The organism is Ferrovibrio sp. GW821-FHT12D07, assembly GCF_058807275.1.
The window spans coordinates 2,034,271-2,050,253 of sequence record NZ_JBXAQN010000001.1 but is presented as its reverse complement, the minus strand read 5'-3'; the positions used below and the strand labels follow the sequence as shown (position 1 = coordinate 2,050,253).

The 15,983-nt window shown below is 64.2% G+C and carries 16 protein-coding genes; 7 read left to right on the top strand and 9 right to left on the bottom strand.

Annotated features, from left to right (window positions below; translation table 11 throughout):
* Position 1: 1 nt before the first annotated feature.
* The 3 genes from trpE (at position 2) to AC1RRE_RS10170 (ending at position 3,251) form a co-directional block, all read left to right on the top strand.
* On the top strand, positions 2–1,519 hold the full coding sequence (gene trpE / locus AC1RRE_RS10180; protein ID WP_492981014.1) for an anthranilate synthase component I: 1,518 nt from the start codon (positions 2–4) through the stop codon (positions 1,517–1,519).
* Positions 1,520–1,534: 15 nt separating this feature from the next.
* Positions 1,535–2,254, top strand: coding sequence for a DNA-3-methyladenine glycosylase I (locus AC1RRE_RS10175; RefSeq protein WP_492981013.1), 720 nt, complete (start codon positions 1,535–1,537; stop codon positions 2,252–2,254).
* A gap of 100 nt (positions 2,255–2,354) precedes the next feature.
* Positions 2,355–3,251: a class I SAM-dependent DNA methyltransferase gene (locus AC1RRE_RS10170; RefSeq protein WP_492981352.1), complete on the top strand. Its 897-nt coding sequence runs from the start codon at positions 2,355–2,357 to the stop codon at positions 3,249–3,251.
* Positions 3,252–3,257: 6 nt separating this feature from the next.
* Here the strand turns inward: AC1RRE_RS10170 and AC1RRE_RS10165 are convergent, their stop codons facing one another.
* Entirely contained in the window at positions 3,258–4,682 is a 1,425-nt protein-coding gene (locus AC1RRE_RS10165; RefSeq protein WP_492981012.1) for a divergent polysaccharide deacetylase family protein, read from the bottom strand.
* A 136-nt stretch (positions 4,683–4,818) separates the two neighbouring features.
* On the opposite strand from AC1RRE_RS10165, the gene AC1RRE_RS10160 reads away from it, so the two are divergent.
* Complete coding sequence (locus AC1RRE_RS10160) at positions 4,819–5,334, top strand: O-acetyl-ADP-ribose deacetylase (RefSeq protein WP_492981011.1); 516 nt, start codon at positions 4,819–4,821, stop codon at positions 5,332–5,334.
* Here the strand turns inward: AC1RRE_RS10160 and AC1RRE_RS10155 are convergent.
* Complete coding sequence (locus tag AC1RRE_RS10155; protein ID WP_492981010.1) at positions 5,304–7,658, bottom strand: methyl-accepting chemotaxis protein; 2,355 nt, start codon at positions 7,656–7,658, stop codon at positions 5,304–5,306. The two genes, AC1RRE_RS10160 and AC1RRE_RS10155, sit on opposite strands and share 31 nt — an antisense overlap.
* A 320-nt stretch (positions 7,659–7,978) precedes the next feature.
* Here AC1RRE_RS10155 and lexA point away from each other — a divergent pair, with 320 nt between their 5' ends.
* Positions 7,979–8,731: a transcriptional repressor LexA gene (lexA, locus tag AC1RRE_RS10150; RefSeq protein WP_492981009.1), complete on the top strand. Its 753-nt coding sequence runs from the start codon at positions 7,979–7,981 to the stop codon at positions 8,729–8,731.
* Positions 8,732–8,800: 69 nt separating this feature from the next.
* Here the strand turns inward: lexA and AC1RRE_RS10145 are convergent, their stop codons facing one another.
* The 3 genes from AC1RRE_RS10145 to AC1RRE_RS10135 all read right to left on the bottom strand — a co-directional run bounded on the left by AC1RRE_RS10145 (position 8,801) and on the right by AC1RRE_RS10135 (position 11,887).
* On the bottom strand, positions 8,801–9,358 hold the full coding sequence (locus tag AC1RRE_RS10145; protein WP_492981008.1) for a type 1 glutamine amidotransferase domain-containing protein: 558 nt from the start codon (positions 9,356–9,358) through the stop codon (positions 8,801–8,803).
* Positions 9,359–9,413: 55 nt separating this feature from the next.
* Positions 9,414–9,569: a DUF3309 family protein gene (locus AC1RRE_RS10140; protein ID WP_492981007.1), complete on the bottom strand. Its 156-nt coding sequence runs from the start codon at positions 9,567–9,569 to the stop codon at positions 9,414–9,416.
* 107 nt (positions 9,570–9,676) lie between these two features.
* A complete protein-coding gene (locus AC1RRE_RS10135) occupies positions 9,677–11,887 on the bottom strand; it encodes a ComEC/Rec2 family competence protein (protein WP_492981006.1) in 2,211 nt (736 codons plus the stop codon).
* A gap of 117 nt (positions 11,888–12,004) precedes the next feature.
* On the opposite strand from AC1RRE_RS10135, the gene gltX reads away from it, so the two are divergent.
* Entirely contained in the window at positions 12,005–13,408 is a 1,404-nt protein-coding gene (gltX, locus tag AC1RRE_RS10130) for a glutamate--tRNA ligase (RefSeq protein WP_492981005.1), read from the top strand.
* 4 nt (positions 13,409–13,412) lie between these two features.
* The gene (locus tag AC1RRE_RS10125) at positions 13,413–13,961 is read left to right on the top strand and encodes an RBBP9/YdeN family alpha/beta hydrolase (RefSeq protein WP_492981004.1); all 549 of its coding nucleotides are present in this window, start codon (positions 13,413–13,415) and stop codon (positions 13,959–13,961) included.
* A gap of 24 nt (positions 13,962–13,985) precedes the next feature.
* Here the strand turns inward: AC1RRE_RS10125 and AC1RRE_RS10120 are convergent, their stop codons facing one another.
* From AC1RRE_RS10120 to AC1RRE_RS10105, 4 genes are all read right to left on the bottom strand, one after another.
* Entirely contained in the window at positions 13,986–14,867 is an 882-nt protein-coding gene (locus tag AC1RRE_RS10120; protein ID WP_492981003.1) for a hypothetical protein, read from the bottom strand.
* 161 nt (positions 14,868–15,028) lie between these two features.
* Positions 15,029–15,460 (bottom strand): hypothetical protein, encoded by a 432-nt coding sequence (locus AC1RRE_RS10115; protein ID WP_492981002.1) that lies wholly within the window; start codon positions 15,458–15,460, stop codon positions 15,029–15,031.
* Entirely contained in the window at positions 15,457–15,666 is a 210-nt protein-coding gene (locus tag AC1RRE_RS10110; protein ID WP_492981001.1) for a hypothetical protein, read from the bottom strand. Before AC1RRE_RS10110 ends, AC1RRE_RS10115 begins: the two co-directional genes overlap by 4 nt.
* A 71-nt stretch (positions 15,667–15,737) precedes the next feature.
* Entirely contained in the window at positions 15,738–15,962 is a 225-nt protein-coding gene (locus tag AC1RRE_RS10105; RefSeq protein ID WP_492981000.1) for a sulfurtransferase TusA family protein, read from the bottom strand.
* Positions 15,963–15,983: the final 21 nt, after the last annotated feature.

The window sequence follows — 15,983 nt, the reverse complement described above, 5'->3', positions numbered from 1 at the left end:
CATGAAGATCACGCCCGACTATGCCAGCTTCGCGCAGCGCTACATGGCGGGCGAAGCACAGGTGCTGTCGACCCAGCTGGTCGCCGATCTGGAGACTCCGGTCTCCGCTTTCCTGAAGCTGGCAGATCGTCCGTGGTCCTGCCTGCTTGAATCGATCGAGGGCGGCGCGGTACGCGGCCGCTATTCGATCATCGGCCTGAAGCCGGACCTGCTGTGGCGCTGCAAGGGCCAGAGGGCGGAGATCAATCGCAAGGCGCGCTTCGATACCGAGAGCTTCGAGCCCTGCAAGGAGCCGACGCTGGAAAGCCTGCGTGCCCTGCTGGCCGAAAGCCATATCGACCTGCCGGTGAACCTGCCGCCGATGGCCGCCGGCATCGTCGGCTTCATGGGCTACGACATGGTGCGGCTGGTTGAGCCGAAAGTGCCCGATGCCAATCCCGACACGCTCGGCCTGCCCGATGGCCTGATGATGCGGCCGACGGTGATGGCGATTTTCGATTCCGTGCTCGACATGATCACGCTGATCACGCCAGTGCGGCCGCAGAGCGGCATGGATGCACGCGCCGCCTATGCCATGGCCAGCGAGCGCCTGTCCGATATCGTGGCCGATCTTGATCGTCCCCTGGGCGCAGTGCGCGACCAGATCGCCGATCTTGATGCCCTGCCCGAGCCGCAGTCGAACATGTCGCCCGAGGATTACATGGCGATGGTGCTGAAGGCGAAGGACTACATCGCCGCCGGCGACATCTTCCAGGTGGTGGTGGGCCAACGTTTCAGCCTGCCGTTCCGCCTGCCGCCGTTCGCGCTCTATCGCGCGTTGCGGCGCACCAATCCCTCGCCCTTCATGTTCTATCTCAATCTCGGCGGCCCCTGCCTGGTCGGGTCGTCGCCTGAGATCCTGGTACGCCTGCGCGACGATACCGTCACCGTGCGGCCCATCGCCGGCACCCGCAAGCGCGGCGCCACGCCAGCAGAAGACCAGGCGCTGGCCGACGACCTGCTGAGCGATCCCAAGGAACTGGCCGAGCATCTGATGCTGCTCGACCTCGGCCGCAACGATGTGGGCCGTGTGGCGCAGATCGGCACCGTGAAGGTGACCGAGCGCAACCTGATCGAACGCTACAGCCACGTCATGCATATCGTCTCCAACGTCGAGGGCAAAATCCGGCCCGAATTCGATGCGCTGGACGCCATGTTCGCCGGCTTCCCCGCCGGCACCGTCTCGGGTGCGCCGAAGGTGCGCGCCATGGAGATCATCGACGAGCTTGAATCCGTACGCCGCAGTTTCTATGCCGGCGGCGTCGGCTATTTCTCGGCCAATGGCACCATGGATACCTGCATCACGCTGCGCACTGCGCTGGTCAAGGACGGCACCATGTATGTGCAGGCTGGCGCCGGCATCGTCGCCGACAGCGACCCGATGTCGGAACATGTGGAATGCGTCAACAAGGCGAAAGCCCTGATCCGCGCCGCCGAAGAAGCCGAGCGCTTCGCCAGCCGATCGGGCCGCGGGCAATAAGACGGAGCAGCACGGATGGCAACCTCCTTCAAAACCATCCGGGCCCGCGCGGAAAAGCGTAAAGGTGCGGCAGCTCTCAAAAAACTGCTGCCCAAGATTCCCGACCAGAAGCAGCTCGCAAAACTGAAAGACGATCGTGCACTGGCCGAGATGGCCAAGCGCGTCTTCTCCGCCGGTTTCGTCTGGAGCGTGATCGAGAACAAATGGGACGGCTTCGAGGCCGCCTTCCAGGGATTTGAGCCGCGCAAGCTGGCGCACAAGCCCGATGAGTTCTGGGAAAAACTGGCCAGCGACAAGCGCATCGTGCGCAACCCGCAGAAAATCCGCAGCGTGCGTGACAATGCGCATTTCATCATGGAGATCGCTGCCGAATACGGCAGCTTCGGCAAGCTGCTGGCATCATGGCCGATGGATGATCAGCTTGGCTTGATGGATTTCCTGGGCAAACGCGGCGCGCGGCTCGGCGGCAATACGGGCCAGTACCTGATCCGCTTCCTGGGCCGTGACAGCTTCATCGTCTCGCGCGACGTGCTGCTGTGCCTGCGCGATGCCGGCGTGGCGCTGACCGAAAAGGGCAGTTCAAAGCGCGACTGGAAGAACATCCAGACGCAGTTCAACATCTGGGCCAAGGAAAGCGGACTACCGCTGACTCATATTTCACGGATTTGCGCCATGTCGATTGGCGAAAATTATGATGCCGCCACGCTGCAGAAAATCACGGGCAGCGCCGACTGATCCGTACGCGGCGGGTATGGTTATCAGGGTGTAAACGCCCGGGTAAATAAATCCAACTAATTCGGTGGCCAACTCTCACCCTCCGGGGTTAGCTATCGTGATGCAACACGATCAGACCCTTGAGTCATTAAGCTGGGAACAACGCGGCATTATCGCCCGCGATGCCGGCCGGCATGCCGAAGCAGAAGCCTGCTTCAGCCGGGCCGTGGCCGATAACAATGCCCGTCCGATGTCCTGGCTTGGCCTGGCGCTGACCCAGATTGATCTGGACCGTAGCGACGATGCCGTCGTCAGTCTGCGCCACGCCCAAGCGCTATCTCCCAATTCAGGCGTGGTGCGCCACCTGCTCGACTCCCTCAGCGGTCATACGTCCCAACATGCACCCGATGCCTATGTGACCTGGCTGTTCAACACCTATGCAGCCCAGTTCGACAATCATCTGCTGCGGCTCGGCTATCAGGGCCCGGGCATGCTGCATCAACTGGCGGAGCGCGCCGGCTGGCTGGCTGATGGCAGCCGCAGCATCCTTGATCTGGGCTGCGGCACCGGTCTGAGCGGCGTCCCTTTCCGCCCCTATGCCACACAGCTGCATGGCGTCGACCTCGCGCCGAAAATGCTGGAGCAGGCCCAGCGCCGTGGCATCTACGATCGGCTGGAGCATCTTGAAGTCCATGCCGCGCTGCGGATGCAGGCGCAGGCCAGTCTCGATGCAGTGATCTGTGCCGATACCTTGATCTATGTCGGTGAAGTGACCGACCTGTTCCGCCTGACGGCACTGGCGCTCAAGCCCGGCGGCAGCTTCCTGTTCACGGTGGAAACCGGTGAGACTGATTTCGTGCTGACCAAAACCGGCCGCTTCAACCACGCAGACGGCTATCTGCGCAATTGCGCCTCCGGCTACCTGCATTGCGTCGACCAGCTCGATGCCGCGATCCGCATCGAAAAGGGCAAGATCATGCCCGGCCGCGCCTACCGCTTCATCAAAACCGTCAACTAGGGAAGATCAGCGTTCTTGCTGTTGACGACGCAGCAGGACGGTGCTCACCGGCACCAGGCTGAAGCCGCGCTCTTTCGCGGTAGCCATCCAGGTCTCGATGGCCGTCAGCGTCGCGCCATGCGGATGGCCGATAGCGATGACATCCCCACGCGCCTTGGCAACACGTTCCATCGCAGCCAGCTCGTGACCGATGCCGGGCGAACGTTCGTCATCCAGGAACAGGTCGCGCTCGGTGGCATCCAGGCCGCGCTGACGCGCCAGCGCCGGACCGGCGGAACTCGGGCCCGACAGGCTGTCGAGCCAGAAGACCTGGCGGCGGCTGATTTCATTCAGAACCACATTCATGCCGGCCGCATTGGCGGTGAAGCGGCTGCCCATGTGATTGTTGACGCCGACATAGTCGCTGAAGCGGTCCAGATGCCAGTTCAGACGACGCTGCAGCTCGGCCTCATCCAGACCGACATACAGCGCATTCGGGCCCGGATTGTTGCGCTTGGCGTCCAGCGGCTCCATCGGCAGATGCAGCATCACTTCATGGCCGGCGGCCCGGGCGGCGGCGCTCTGCTCCGACAGGTCGTTGGCGTAACTCATAAAGGACAGCGTCACAGGATGCTTGAGAGCAATGGCGCGCTGGGTGCCGCGACGGTCGAGACCGGCGTCATCGATCAGGAAGGCGACGAAGGGCGGCTTGGCCGTGGCCGGCGGTGCAACGGCGCGGGCGCGCCAGGCCGGGCCTTCGCCAGCGGCGCGCGGCGTCACCGACGGCGGCACGACCGGCGCAGCCGTGAGCTGCACGGGCTTGTCCTTGGCCACAGCCGTAGCCGGCTTTTCCGGAGTCTTCTTTGCGGTCACCGGCGCGGCAGCCACGACAGGCGCAGGTGGTGTCACGGCAACAGGCAGCGCGACGGCTTCAGCCTGAGGTTCGGGCTTTGCCGCGACAACGGGTTCAGCGACATCGACAACAGGGGCCGGCGGTGGGGCAGCTGCGACAACCGGTTCCGGCGCGGGCAACGGCATGGGCGGCAGGACAGGCTGCTGGGCAGCCTGCTGGGCCAGTTCTGAAATCGGACGCCAGCCACCGCTCTGCTCGGTACGAATCTGTGCCGGTGTGGTCGGCGCGATGCTGATCGGCGCCTGGTCCGGCTGGGTCTGCAGCGCCGCGACAGCGACAGGCTGCGGGCGCGGTGCGCTGCCGACAGCCATGCCCATGACCACACCACCGCCCAGCAGGGCTGCGGCAGCGATCATCAGCGGCCAATTGATCGCCAGAAAACCACGGCTTTTATCTTTGGGAGCGACAGCAGCAGGAGACGCGGGCATCTGTTGGCCGGGCACGCTGCGGGCCTGCATGGCACCATAGGCACCGGCGGCAGACTGCGCGGTGGCGGCGCGGCGCGTCTTCAGTTTGAGGGCGGCGGCAGGATCGCTCATCTGACCCGGGTAAAGGATTGCGGCGGACACGGCAAGGGCGGCGTGCAACGCGTTGCCGCCATTGTGATTTCAACATGGTTATAGAAGCGTAAAGACACCCCTGCCCGACGACTCGCAGAGACGTTAAACTCCGATTATGTCCGGTCGAATCGAAGTGATTTCCGGCGACATCACCAGGGTCGCCGCCGATGCCATTGTGAACGCCGCCAATGAAAGCCTGCGGGGCGGTGGCGGCGTCGATGGTGCGATCCATCGTGCGGCCGGCCCGGGGTTGCTGGATGAATGCCGCGCCATCGGCGGCTGCCCCACCGGCGAGGCGCGCATCACGGCCGGCTATAACCTGCCGGCGCGCCATGTCATCCACACGGTCGGACCGGTCTGGCATGGCGGCAACCGCAACGAAGCGGAACTGCTCGCGCGCTGCTATCGCAACAGCCTGGCGCTGGCGGCCGATTACAATCTGCAGAGCATCGCCTTCCCGGCGATCTCGACCGGCATCTACGGCTATCCGATGGACAGGGCCACCGCCATCGCGGTGCGCGAGGTGCGCACCTGGCTACAGGGCAAAGCGACACCCGGGCGCGTGATCTTCTGCTGCTTCTCGGCCGATGCGGCGGCGGTCTATTCCGCTGCCTTGGCGACCTCGCCCTGATCATCCGGCTCTTCCGTGGCCGGCTCTTCCGTGGCGATGGCAGCCTGGGCCAGACGGAAGAAGGTGATCGAGGTGGCGAGTTCGCGCGCCTGATTGGCCAGCGACTGCGCCGAGGCCGTGGTCTCCTCGACCAGGGCGCCGTTGCGCTGGGTCATCTCGTCCATCTGCGTGACGGAATCATTGATCTCGTCCAGACCTGATGCCTGTTCCTGACTGGCGATCGAGATTTCCTCGATGATGCCGGCCACGCGCTTCACGGCGTCGACAATGCCGGTCAGGCTGGCGCCTGCCTCGTTGACCAGCGCCGCGCCCGATTTGACCTGGCTGTTCGATGCGGCGATCAGCGTCTTGATCTCCTTCGAGGCATCGGCCGAGCGCTGCGCCAGCGCGCGCACTTCCTGCGCCACGACGGCAAAGCCCTTGCCCGCTTCACCGGCTCTCGCCGCTTCAACGCTGGCATTGAGGGCGAGCAGGTTGGTCTGGAACGCGATCTCGTCGATCAGCGACACGATATCGACGATCTTGCGGGCGCTATCCTCGATCTCACCCATGGCACTGACCGCGCGGCCCACGACACCACCGCCGCGATCCGCCGTGTCACGCGCCGTGGCGGCCAGCTGGCTCGCCTGCCGCGCATTGTCGGCATTGTGCCGCACGGTAGCAGTGATCTGCTCCATTGACGCGGCCGTGCGCTGCAGGCTGGCAGCCTGCTGCTCGGTGCGCTGGGCCAGATCGTTGCTGCCGACCGAAATCTCGGCCGAGGCGTCGCGCACGTTGCCTGCCGTCTGCGACAGCTTGCCGACGATATCAGCCAGCCGGCCCGCCAGCGTGTTGGCGTCATTGGCCAACTGCTCGAAGGTGCCCTGATGGCCACCCGCGATGCGATGCGTCAGATCGCCTTCCGCCAGCGCGCCCAGCATGCTGCCAAGATCGCGCAGCGCCTTGTCGACCGTAGAGAGCAGGTTGTTCATGCCCAGGCCCAGACGACGCATCACGCCCTGCAGCGCTTCGGCATCGATGCGTCGGGTCAGGTCGCCGGCGGTGGCCGAGGACACGATCTGGCCGATCGCCTCTTCCAGCAGCTGCTCCTGCGCCTTGCGTTCGGCCTCAAAGGCTTCACGTCCGGTTTCGACCTCACGCTGCAGCCGTTCGTTTTCCTGCCCGTTGGTCTTCAGCACCTCGACAGCGCGCGCCATCTCGCCGATCTCGTCGGATCGGCCGGTTTCCTTCAGTTCGACCGACCAGTCGCGCTCGGCCAGCCGGCGCGTCACCTCGGTCATGCGCGCAATCGGCGCGGCAATCTGCGGGCCGGTGAACAGCAGACCGATCAGCAACGCGCAGCCCAGGCCGATCACGGTGATCACCACCAGCACGAGCTGCGCTGTCATTGCCTGGCCTTCGGCCTTCTTGGAGGCGGTATCGGCAGCGGCCGTGGCGGCACTCACCAGTGCTTCCACCTGACCGCCCAACTGCGTCGCGGCATCGCGCGACTGCGTCAGCGCCAGACCCGCCGTATTGATGGTACGGATTTCGCCACGCCGGACCTGGAAGATGCTTTCCGAACCCTGGCCATAGCCCAGCAGCTTGGTGGTGGTGTTCTGCAGTTCAACCACATCGAAGCGCTTGCTGGCCCAGTCGAGTTCTTCAAGTGCGCGGCTGTTCAGCTTGACGAATTCGGCGAACAGCTTGTCGAGTTCGGCATTGTTCGGAGCCTGCGCGGCCACTGCCATCACGGCAATCAACTGGTTCACGGCATTGCCGGCAGCGATCAGCGCGTTGGCTGCATCGGCGGCTTCCGACTTCGCATTGGGCTGGCGCAGTTCATAGATAGCGCGATCGAGCGCAGGCTGCATCAGCGCCTGGAACGTGATGTTGTCGGCGCTCATCCTGGTCTGCACGTCTTCGCGCTGCTTGATGTAACCCAGACGCGCATTCACCGACCGGTTGATCTGCGCAACCATGGTGTTGAGCACATCGACCGAACGGCCGATCTCGGCAATCCGCTCCGCCTGATCCTCGGGCGCGGAAGCCTTCACCGTCTCCACCGCCTGCTTCAGCTTTTCCTGCTTGGCCTTCAGCGAGGCCAATGCGCTCTCGCGCTCGGCATCGCTGCTGGCATTGGCCAGCACCGGCGCACCGGCGGCAAGGTCGGCGCTGGTGCCCGACAACTCGAGCGCGGTGATCACGGCGGGCAGGTTGGTGCTGGTGATCCCGGCGTAGCTGCTTTCGACGCGGTTGAAGAACAGACCGCCGATCACATTCGACAGCAGGGTCAGTGCGGCAAGCACACCGATCGCGAGATTCAACTTCTGACGGATACCCATAACCCCTCCCCCGCAGACCCCGTTCTGGTGTCTGGCTTAGCGGCCGCCTCTGGCCTTCTAGTTACAGACCATATTTCCCACTCAAACCATCGCCGTAAAGGGTGAGAGTGAGGAGGTGCACTGCCTACGGATCACTCAACCTATGGGAGGCCCCATTCGTTCCCACCCCTAGATGTAGGTTCTAGCCTGTGGAAAAATACTTGACCCGAATACAGAACCTCATTAGAACATTTCGTGGGTTTCATGTTCGTTCTGGTTTGCCGCCGGCTGTCCCCACTGATCCGGCGACTACCTGGGACATATAATCGAGGAGGCTAACCATGCTGACCCGGAAACAGCACGACCTGCTGCTCTTTATTCACGACAAGCTGGAGAATTCCGGCGTATCCCCCTCCTTCGAGGAAATGAAGGAGGCCATGAAGCTGAAATCCAAGTCCGGCATTCACCGTCTGGTGACCGGCCTGGAGGAACGCGGCTTCATCCGCCGGCTGGCCCATCGCGCCCGCGCCCTGGAAGTCCTGCGCCTGCCCGACTCGGCCGTACCGGTCCGTGGCGGCGGCGTCGGTGCCACTGCGTCTGCCCGCAGCGCCGCACCGCGCAACCGCCTGATGCCGCGGGCCATCGAAGGCGGCGCCGGCAACGGCCCGATGCCCGGCACACCGGTCAACGTCAATCCCTACAACGCCCGCGACATCGTCACCCTGCCGCTCTACGGCCGTATCGCCGCTGGTACGCCGATCGAGGCCCTGCGCGATCTCAGCACGCAGATCGATGTGCCGATCGGCCTGCTGGGCAATGGCGAGCATTACGCCCTGGAAGTCGCCGGTGACTCGATGGTCGATGCCGGCATCATGGATGGCGACACCGTCATCATCCAGCGCAGCGACAATGCCGAAAACGGCACCGTCGTGGTTGCGCTGGTCGACGATCAGGAAGTGACGCTGAAGCGTCTGCGCCGCAAGGGCAACTCGGTGGCACTGGAAGCCGCCAACCCGGCTTACGAGACCCGCATCTTTGGCCCCGACCGGGTCAAGGTACAGGGCCGCCTGGTCGGCCTGCTGCGCCGCTACTGAGCTTCAACTCTACGGATGCAAAACGGGGCGCTTCAGGCGCCCCGTTTTTTATTGGCCGAAGTTCAAGGATCAGGCGGCGCGCTGATGCTTGCTCTCCTGCACTTCCTCAATGATCTTGCCAACGAAAGCGTTCAGATCATCCGGCGAACGGCTGGTGATGATGCCCTTGTCCACCACAACCTCCTTGTCGACCCATTTCCCCCCGGCATTGCTCATGTCGGTCCTGATGGATATGTAGGATGTGACGTTGCGGCCGCGCACCGCATCGGCCTCGATCAGCAGCCAGGGACCGTGGCAGATCGCGGCGACGACCTTGTTATCCGCTACGAAGCGTTTCACGACACTCATGGCATCGCCATCGACGCGCAGCTTGTCAGGGTTGATCTGACCGCCGGGGATGACCAGCGCGTCATAATGGTCCGGTTGGACATCGGCAATCTTGAGATCGACATCCACCATCTCACCCCAGTCTTTCTTGTCCCAGCCCCGGATCGCCTTGCCGGTCGGCGAGGCCACATCGACTGTGGCACCGGCCTGCTTCAGGTGATTGCGCGGCATGGTGAGTTCCGACTGTTCGAAGCCATCGGTCGCGATAATCAGAATTCGCGATTCTTTGATATTGGTCATGTTGTTCTCCTCTGTGTACACGGACAACCCGGGCACGCAGGAAGGGTTCCGAAAATCAGGCGACGATGCGGCCCGCCAGCATGAAGGCGACGAAAGTGGCCATGATGAACAGCACCAGTGCGCAGGGCACCGCGCTCCATCGCCTGCTGTAGGGCCAGACCGGCAGGGTGAGCACCAGAACCAACGTCATGATTGCAAGAATCGTGATCATCGATGCGTCTCCGCTTCTGTGTTGGGCGGCTTCCGAGACCGGCAGCGGGAGTCGAACGGCAAATTCCGCGCCACGTTCCGCAACCGGATAAAAATTCACAGCGCGCGTTACTCGCCCCGCTCCGGCGCATGGCCCTTGGGCACCACCCAGGGCCGGTGGCCGCGCGTCTGCGCCACGGTGATCGTGCGGATAGCCCGGTTTTCCGCGTCCAGGAACAGGGCATGAGCGCCCCCGCGCCACAGGTCGTTGCGGTCGATCACGATTTTCGCGGCCGGGCAGCGGTAGCGGATCGGCATCTGGGTGGCGATCACCGCATCGGCATGGCGACAGTCTTCCGTGATCGCCTTTGGCTGGCGCGGCAGGGCAATCAGGAAACCGTCACGTCGCCAGGAGCAGCCGTCCGGATCGCAGCGCAACGAGCCATCGGCGCCGGTTTTGCCTTCGGTATCGTTGCGCCGCAGGGTGGGCCACGGATAGAGCGGCGGCGCACCCAGCCGTTCCCACCAGGTCTCGGCGGCAAAGCCACGTGGCGGCGTCGATGTCAGATAATAGCGGGCATCTGCAGCACGCGCGGCGATCAGCCGGCCATCACCGCTGACCAGCATGTCGGGCGGCGTGAGAGTCCAGGGCGACAGCGTACCGATCAACAGGCCGAGGATGCCGAACCATCGCCAGCGCTGCTGCCACAAACAGAGCCACAGGCCGCCGCATGCAATCGCAGCCAGACCCCAGAGCGGCATCGCCGGCACCACGCCGACCGCATCGGGCCAGCCCGCCACCCAGCGCGCCAGCAGGATCAACAGATCGATGCACCAGACCATCGGTGTCAGCGCCAGCGCTTCCAATCCGAACGGCATCAGCATGAAGGCCAGCACGATCAGCGGCATGATCAGGAAATCGACCAGCGGCGCCGAGAGCAGATTGGCGATCAGCGCGTAATCGGCCACGCGGTTGAAGTGATAGGCTGCGAAGAAGGACGACCCCAGACCGGCGACAAAACTTGCTGCCATCGTACCCAGCAGCCAGAGCAGCGCGACCTGCACCGGACCTGCATTCTGCCGCCAGCGCGTCAGGCCGGGTGACAGCAGTTCGAACGCCGCCACCAGCGCCGTCACGGCCGCAAACGACATCTGGAAACCCGGATCGAGCAGACTATCCGGCCACAGCACCAGCAGCAGCAACGCCGCCCAGGCTACGGCGCGCAACGTGATGGCGCGGCGATCCAGCATCACGGCGATCAGTGCCAGCGCGATCATCACCAGCGCACGCAGGGTCGGCAGTGCCGCACCCGACAGCAGCGTATAGGCGGCGGCCCCCAGCAGCGCCGCCACCGCCGCCCATTTCTTGATCGGATAGGCCAGTGCCAGTCGCGGACTGAGCGCCAGGGCCGCGCGCAGCAGGAAGAACAGCAAGCCGGCGACCAGTGTAAGATGCAGACCGGAGATCGACAGGATATGCGCCAGCCCGGAATCGCGAAACGCCGCATCCACATCGTCGGGGATCGGGCCCCGCACGCCGGTCATCAGCGCCGCCGCGATGGCGCCACCCGCACCTTCGGTCTGCGCCGCGATCCGTCGCGTCCAGTCCTGCCGCAAGGCGCTCAGCGACAGCAGTGCCGCATCGCGCCAGCCATCGGGCTCGGTTGTCGGCAAAGGCTCCGGCGTGCTGATCGCATAACCGACCGCGCCGATCTGGCGGAACCAGGCATAGCGCGCGAAATCGAAGGCACCGGGCATGGCGGGCTCCGGCGGCGGCAACAGCATGACGCGCAGGCGGATGCGGTCGCCCGGCCACAGCACGCTGCCATCGCGATTGAGCGTGATGCGCACGCGCTGCGGCGTCTCTGGCTCGGCCAGCCCGCCGAAGGATAGACGGTCCAGCAGCAAGCGATGCCCGGCATCGCGCGGCTCGACTTCCAGGATGCGGCCTTCCAGCCAGACGGCGCCGGTCATCCGCTGCAGCACCGGTGCCGCGACCGAGGCGCTGCGCTCGGCCGCCAGCCACAGGCCAGCGACAACGGCCAGCACCACAACCAGCGGCAGTCGCCAGAGCGCATGACGGGCAAACAGCAGCAGCGCCAGGCCAAGGGCTGCGACACCGAGCCGCAACGGCAGCAGCGACGGTTCGACCGGCAGCAGGAAATACGTCGCTATGCCACCGCCCAGCAATGCCGGCAGCCAGAGAAACCAGCGTTCGCGCTCGGCCAGCAGGGTTGCGACGACATTGAAATCGCGCAGATTTGTCCAGCTCGCCGCAAGACCTGCAGCAAGCGCCGATGTAAGACGATGCCAGGAAAGCGGTTGCACCAGGCGGGCCATGGCGGAAAATCTGCATACCTGCCCTGGGGTCGCCAATCCGTGCAAATCGGGAACGCGGCTTGCCCGCCTGCACCCGTATGCTAAAACCCTGCTTTCTTTGCTTGTCCGGATTGCCCAATGACCAAAGTCGTTACCCGCTTCGCCCCCTCACCGACCGGCTACCTGCATATCGGCGGTGCCCGCACGGCGCTGTTCAACTGGCTGTTCTCGCGCCATCACGGCGGCACCTTCCTGCTGCGCATCGAGGATACCGACCGCGAGCGCTCCACCGAGGATGCCGTGCAGAAGATCTTCCAGGGTCTGAAGTGGCTGGGGCTGGACTGGGACGGCGAGCCGGTGATGCAGTTCGCACGCATGAACCGCCATGCCGAGGTGGCGCACAAGCTGCTGGCCGAGGGCAAGGCCTATCACTGCTACTGCTCGCCCGAAGAGCTGGACGAGATGCGCAACAAGGCCAAGGCCGAGGGCCGGCCGATCCGCTATGACGGCCGCTGGCGCGATCGTGATCCCAAAGATGCTCCGGCCGGCGTGAAGCCGGTGGTACGCTTCAAGGCGCCGCGCGAGGGCGCGACGATCATCAAGGACCACGTGCAGGGCGACGTGACATTCCAGAACGAGCAGCTTGATGACCTGATCATCCTGCGGTCCGACGGCACGCCGACTTACAATCTCTCGGTCGTCGTCGACGATCACGACATGGGCGTCACGCATATCATTCGCGGCGACGATCACCTGACCAATGCGGCGCGCCAGAGCCAGCTCTATCTGGCTGCCGGCTTCGCCGTCCCGGACTTCGCGCATATCCCGCTGATCCATGGCGCGGATGGCGCCAAGCTGTCCAAGCGTCATGGCGCACTGGGCACCGAGGCCTATGCCGATATGGGCTACCTGCCGGCGGCGATGCGCAACTACCTGCTGCGCCTGGGCTGGGGCCATGGCGACGACGAGATCATCTCGACCCAGCAGGCCATCGAATGGTTCGGCCTCGATCATGTCGGCCGCTCGCCGGCACGCTTCGACTTCGTCAAGCTGAACAACCTGAACGGCCACTACATCCGTCACACGGCGGATGACGAGCTGCTGCAGGCTACCCTGCCCTTTATCGAGAAGAAGATCGGCCGCGCACCGAACCAGGCCGAAGCCGTACAGATCAAGACCATCCTGCCGGCCGTGAAAGAGCGCGCCAAGGACCTGAACGAGATCACCGAGGCGCTGCAGTTCCTGTTTGTCGCCCGTCCGATCCAGCCCGATGAAGCGGCGAAGAAGCATCTGGACGATGCCGCCAGGGCGCGGCTGAAGACCATGATCGACGCGCTGAAGGATGTGGCCGACTGGACGGCCGCCACGACCGAAGCCACGATCCGTGCCTTGAGCGAAACCCAGCAGGTCAAGCTGGGCCAGCTGGCGCAGCCGCTGCGTGCGGCACTGACCGGCCGCACCGTGTCGCCGCCGATCTTCGACGTGCTGGCCGTGCTGGGTCGCGAAGAGACGTTGGCGCGACTGGCCGACACGGCGGCGTGATGCGATGACGCGCGCACGACCACCAGTCCTGATCGTGCCCGGCCTGGGCAATTCCGGGCCGGACCACTGGCAGACCCACTGGCAGCAGCGTCACCCCGATTACATCCGCGTCGAACAGGCGGATTGGGACAATCCCGATTTCACGGATTGGCTGACACGGCTGGATGCGGCGATTGCCGCCTGCACCAAGCCGCCGGTGCTGGTGGCACACAGCCTGGCCTGCGCACTGGTCGGTCACTGGGTGACGCGGCATGCGGGCGAACTGCATGGCGCATTGCTGGTGGCGCCGGCCGATGTCGATTCCGAAAGCCATACGCCGCCGGAAACGCGCGGCTTCCGCCCGATGCCGCTGGCACGCTTTGCCTGCCCCGCCATCGTGGTGGCCAGCAGCAACGATCCTTATGTGGATTTCAGCCGCGCGCAGCTTTTCGCTACGCGCTGGCATGCGCGCTTCGTCGATGCCGGCCCGCTGGGGCACATCAATTCGGCATCGAACCTGAAGGACTGGCCGATGGGCCTGGGCTTGCTGGAAGATTTGCTCGACGCCGACTGAACGCTGCAGCGGCGCAGAAAAGGCTCAGAGCTGGCGACGCTGCTCGGCCTGACGCGACATGCGCGCCTGATCCATCATGAACTGCTGCAGCTTCTCGATGGCCTGACGCGGCATCGGATCCTGGCCGCTGAGCATCAGGGTCAGCGCCACGCGAGTGACACCGATGCGCTGGGCCAGCTGGTCGAGCGAGATGGCCGCGACCTTGCAGGCCTGCGACACGGCAACCACCGAGCCCTTCTCCACGAAGAAGCGGCCCCACTGTTCCTTGACGTTGAGCTTGGCCGGCAGCGCTGGCGCCGCATCGGCCAGCGAACGCGAGAACGTCACGGCATCGGGCGAGACCAGCGACAACGAAGACGGCGCGCTGGGCGTAGCCGACAGGCGCGGCGGCGGCGGCGAAGGCTGGAATTCATCCAGGCGCGGCGCGTTCTCGATGCTCTGTTCCAGCAGCTTGCGCACGGCTTCGATCAGTTCATTGCTCAACGGCGCGAGATCATGCTCTTCGCCGAAGCGATCATAGTATTGCGCAATCTCGCTCAGGCGATCCAGGCGGCGCATCAGGAACTCGCGCGCACCGATCGGCAGGCGACGGCCCGCGCGCGTAATGTTGATCAGGTAGATGCGTGTGGTGTCGAGTTCGAGGATCGTGATCTTCCAGCGAATCTTCGACAGGTGCTTCTGCAGCGGGCGCCGCTTGCCCTCATCGAATTCCGGGATACGGCCATCGACCAGATCGACGAAGACGTAGAAGTGCTCCATCTTCTCGACGAAGCGCTTGTAGTCGCCAAAGGTACCGTTGAGGTTCCCTTCGTTCTGACAAAAGGCGAGCAGCTCGCGGCTCTGGTTTTCCACCACGCCGACCAGCTTCAGGGTTTCCTGAACAACCGGTTTGATCAACTGATCCACTGGAGCCTATTCCGTCAGATAACGTCTGGTACGAAAACTGAACCAATTTTTGCAGAAATGCAGGATTCCGGCAAGGTCGGTACAACTGTAAGTTTGCCTATGATTTATGACCAAACGATGAAAGTGCGGAACCAGTCTAAGCAGTTCAGATCGCTTGTAATTCAGGCTGGCAGATCATGCGGGGCGCAATATAGCCCGGCGCTGCGCAGAGACCGGCAATAGCCGAGCGCGCCCGGCTGGTCGGTAAAACCGCCGACCAGCAGCCGGACCACCCTGCCCCGCTGACCGCCCAGATCGACCTCGACATAGCGTCGCGTCGTATCCTTCAGGACGGGGAAACGGCCGACCAGTCGCGGCCAGGCCGCCTCGGCTTCGGGCAGCGTCTTATAGCTGGCGACATGACCGGCAAAGCGCAGTATCGGCGCCGGTACCGGATCGGGCGGCGGCACTTCGACCACCGGCGGCGGCACGATCACCGGTTCAGCCATCGGCGGCGGCGCCTCGGGCGCTGGTGAAGCGCAGGCCGCGAGCAAAACAAGCAGCGAGACGGCCGCCAGGCGACCGGAGAACAGCAGGATCGGTGTCCGGCTCACTTCTCGACCAGCTTGAAGAGATTGCGGTCCAGCAGGGCGCTGACCGACACCGTCTTGGTGCTGCTGGCATCGCGTTCGTTGATGAGCTGCACATGCTGGGCGTCTTCGCCCGGGAACTGAATCAGGCGTGCGACACGCCAGACAAAGCCCTGCTGCTGCACGAAACGCTGGCCGGGAACAATGTCCGCGGCGGTAAACTTGGCCATCTGAAACACCTTGAATCGATTGCGGACACGCTAGCGCATTTCCCCGCTTTGCGCCAAGCGGCAGGGGTGGGCTAGGCAGGCTGGCGGATCTGGAAAATGAAGACCCCGTCACGCTCTTCCGTAGACAGAAGGGCGAAACCGGCTGCCTCGCACAAAGCCGTCATATCCCGGGGGACATTCGGATCGGTGGCCTCCACGGTCAGGATTTCACCCCTGGGAACGGCCTTCATCGCCTTGCGGGTCCGCAGCACCGGCAACGGGCAGTTCAGGCCTTTCACATCCAGGACCTGGCTCATGGCTGTCCCCTCAAAATCCCA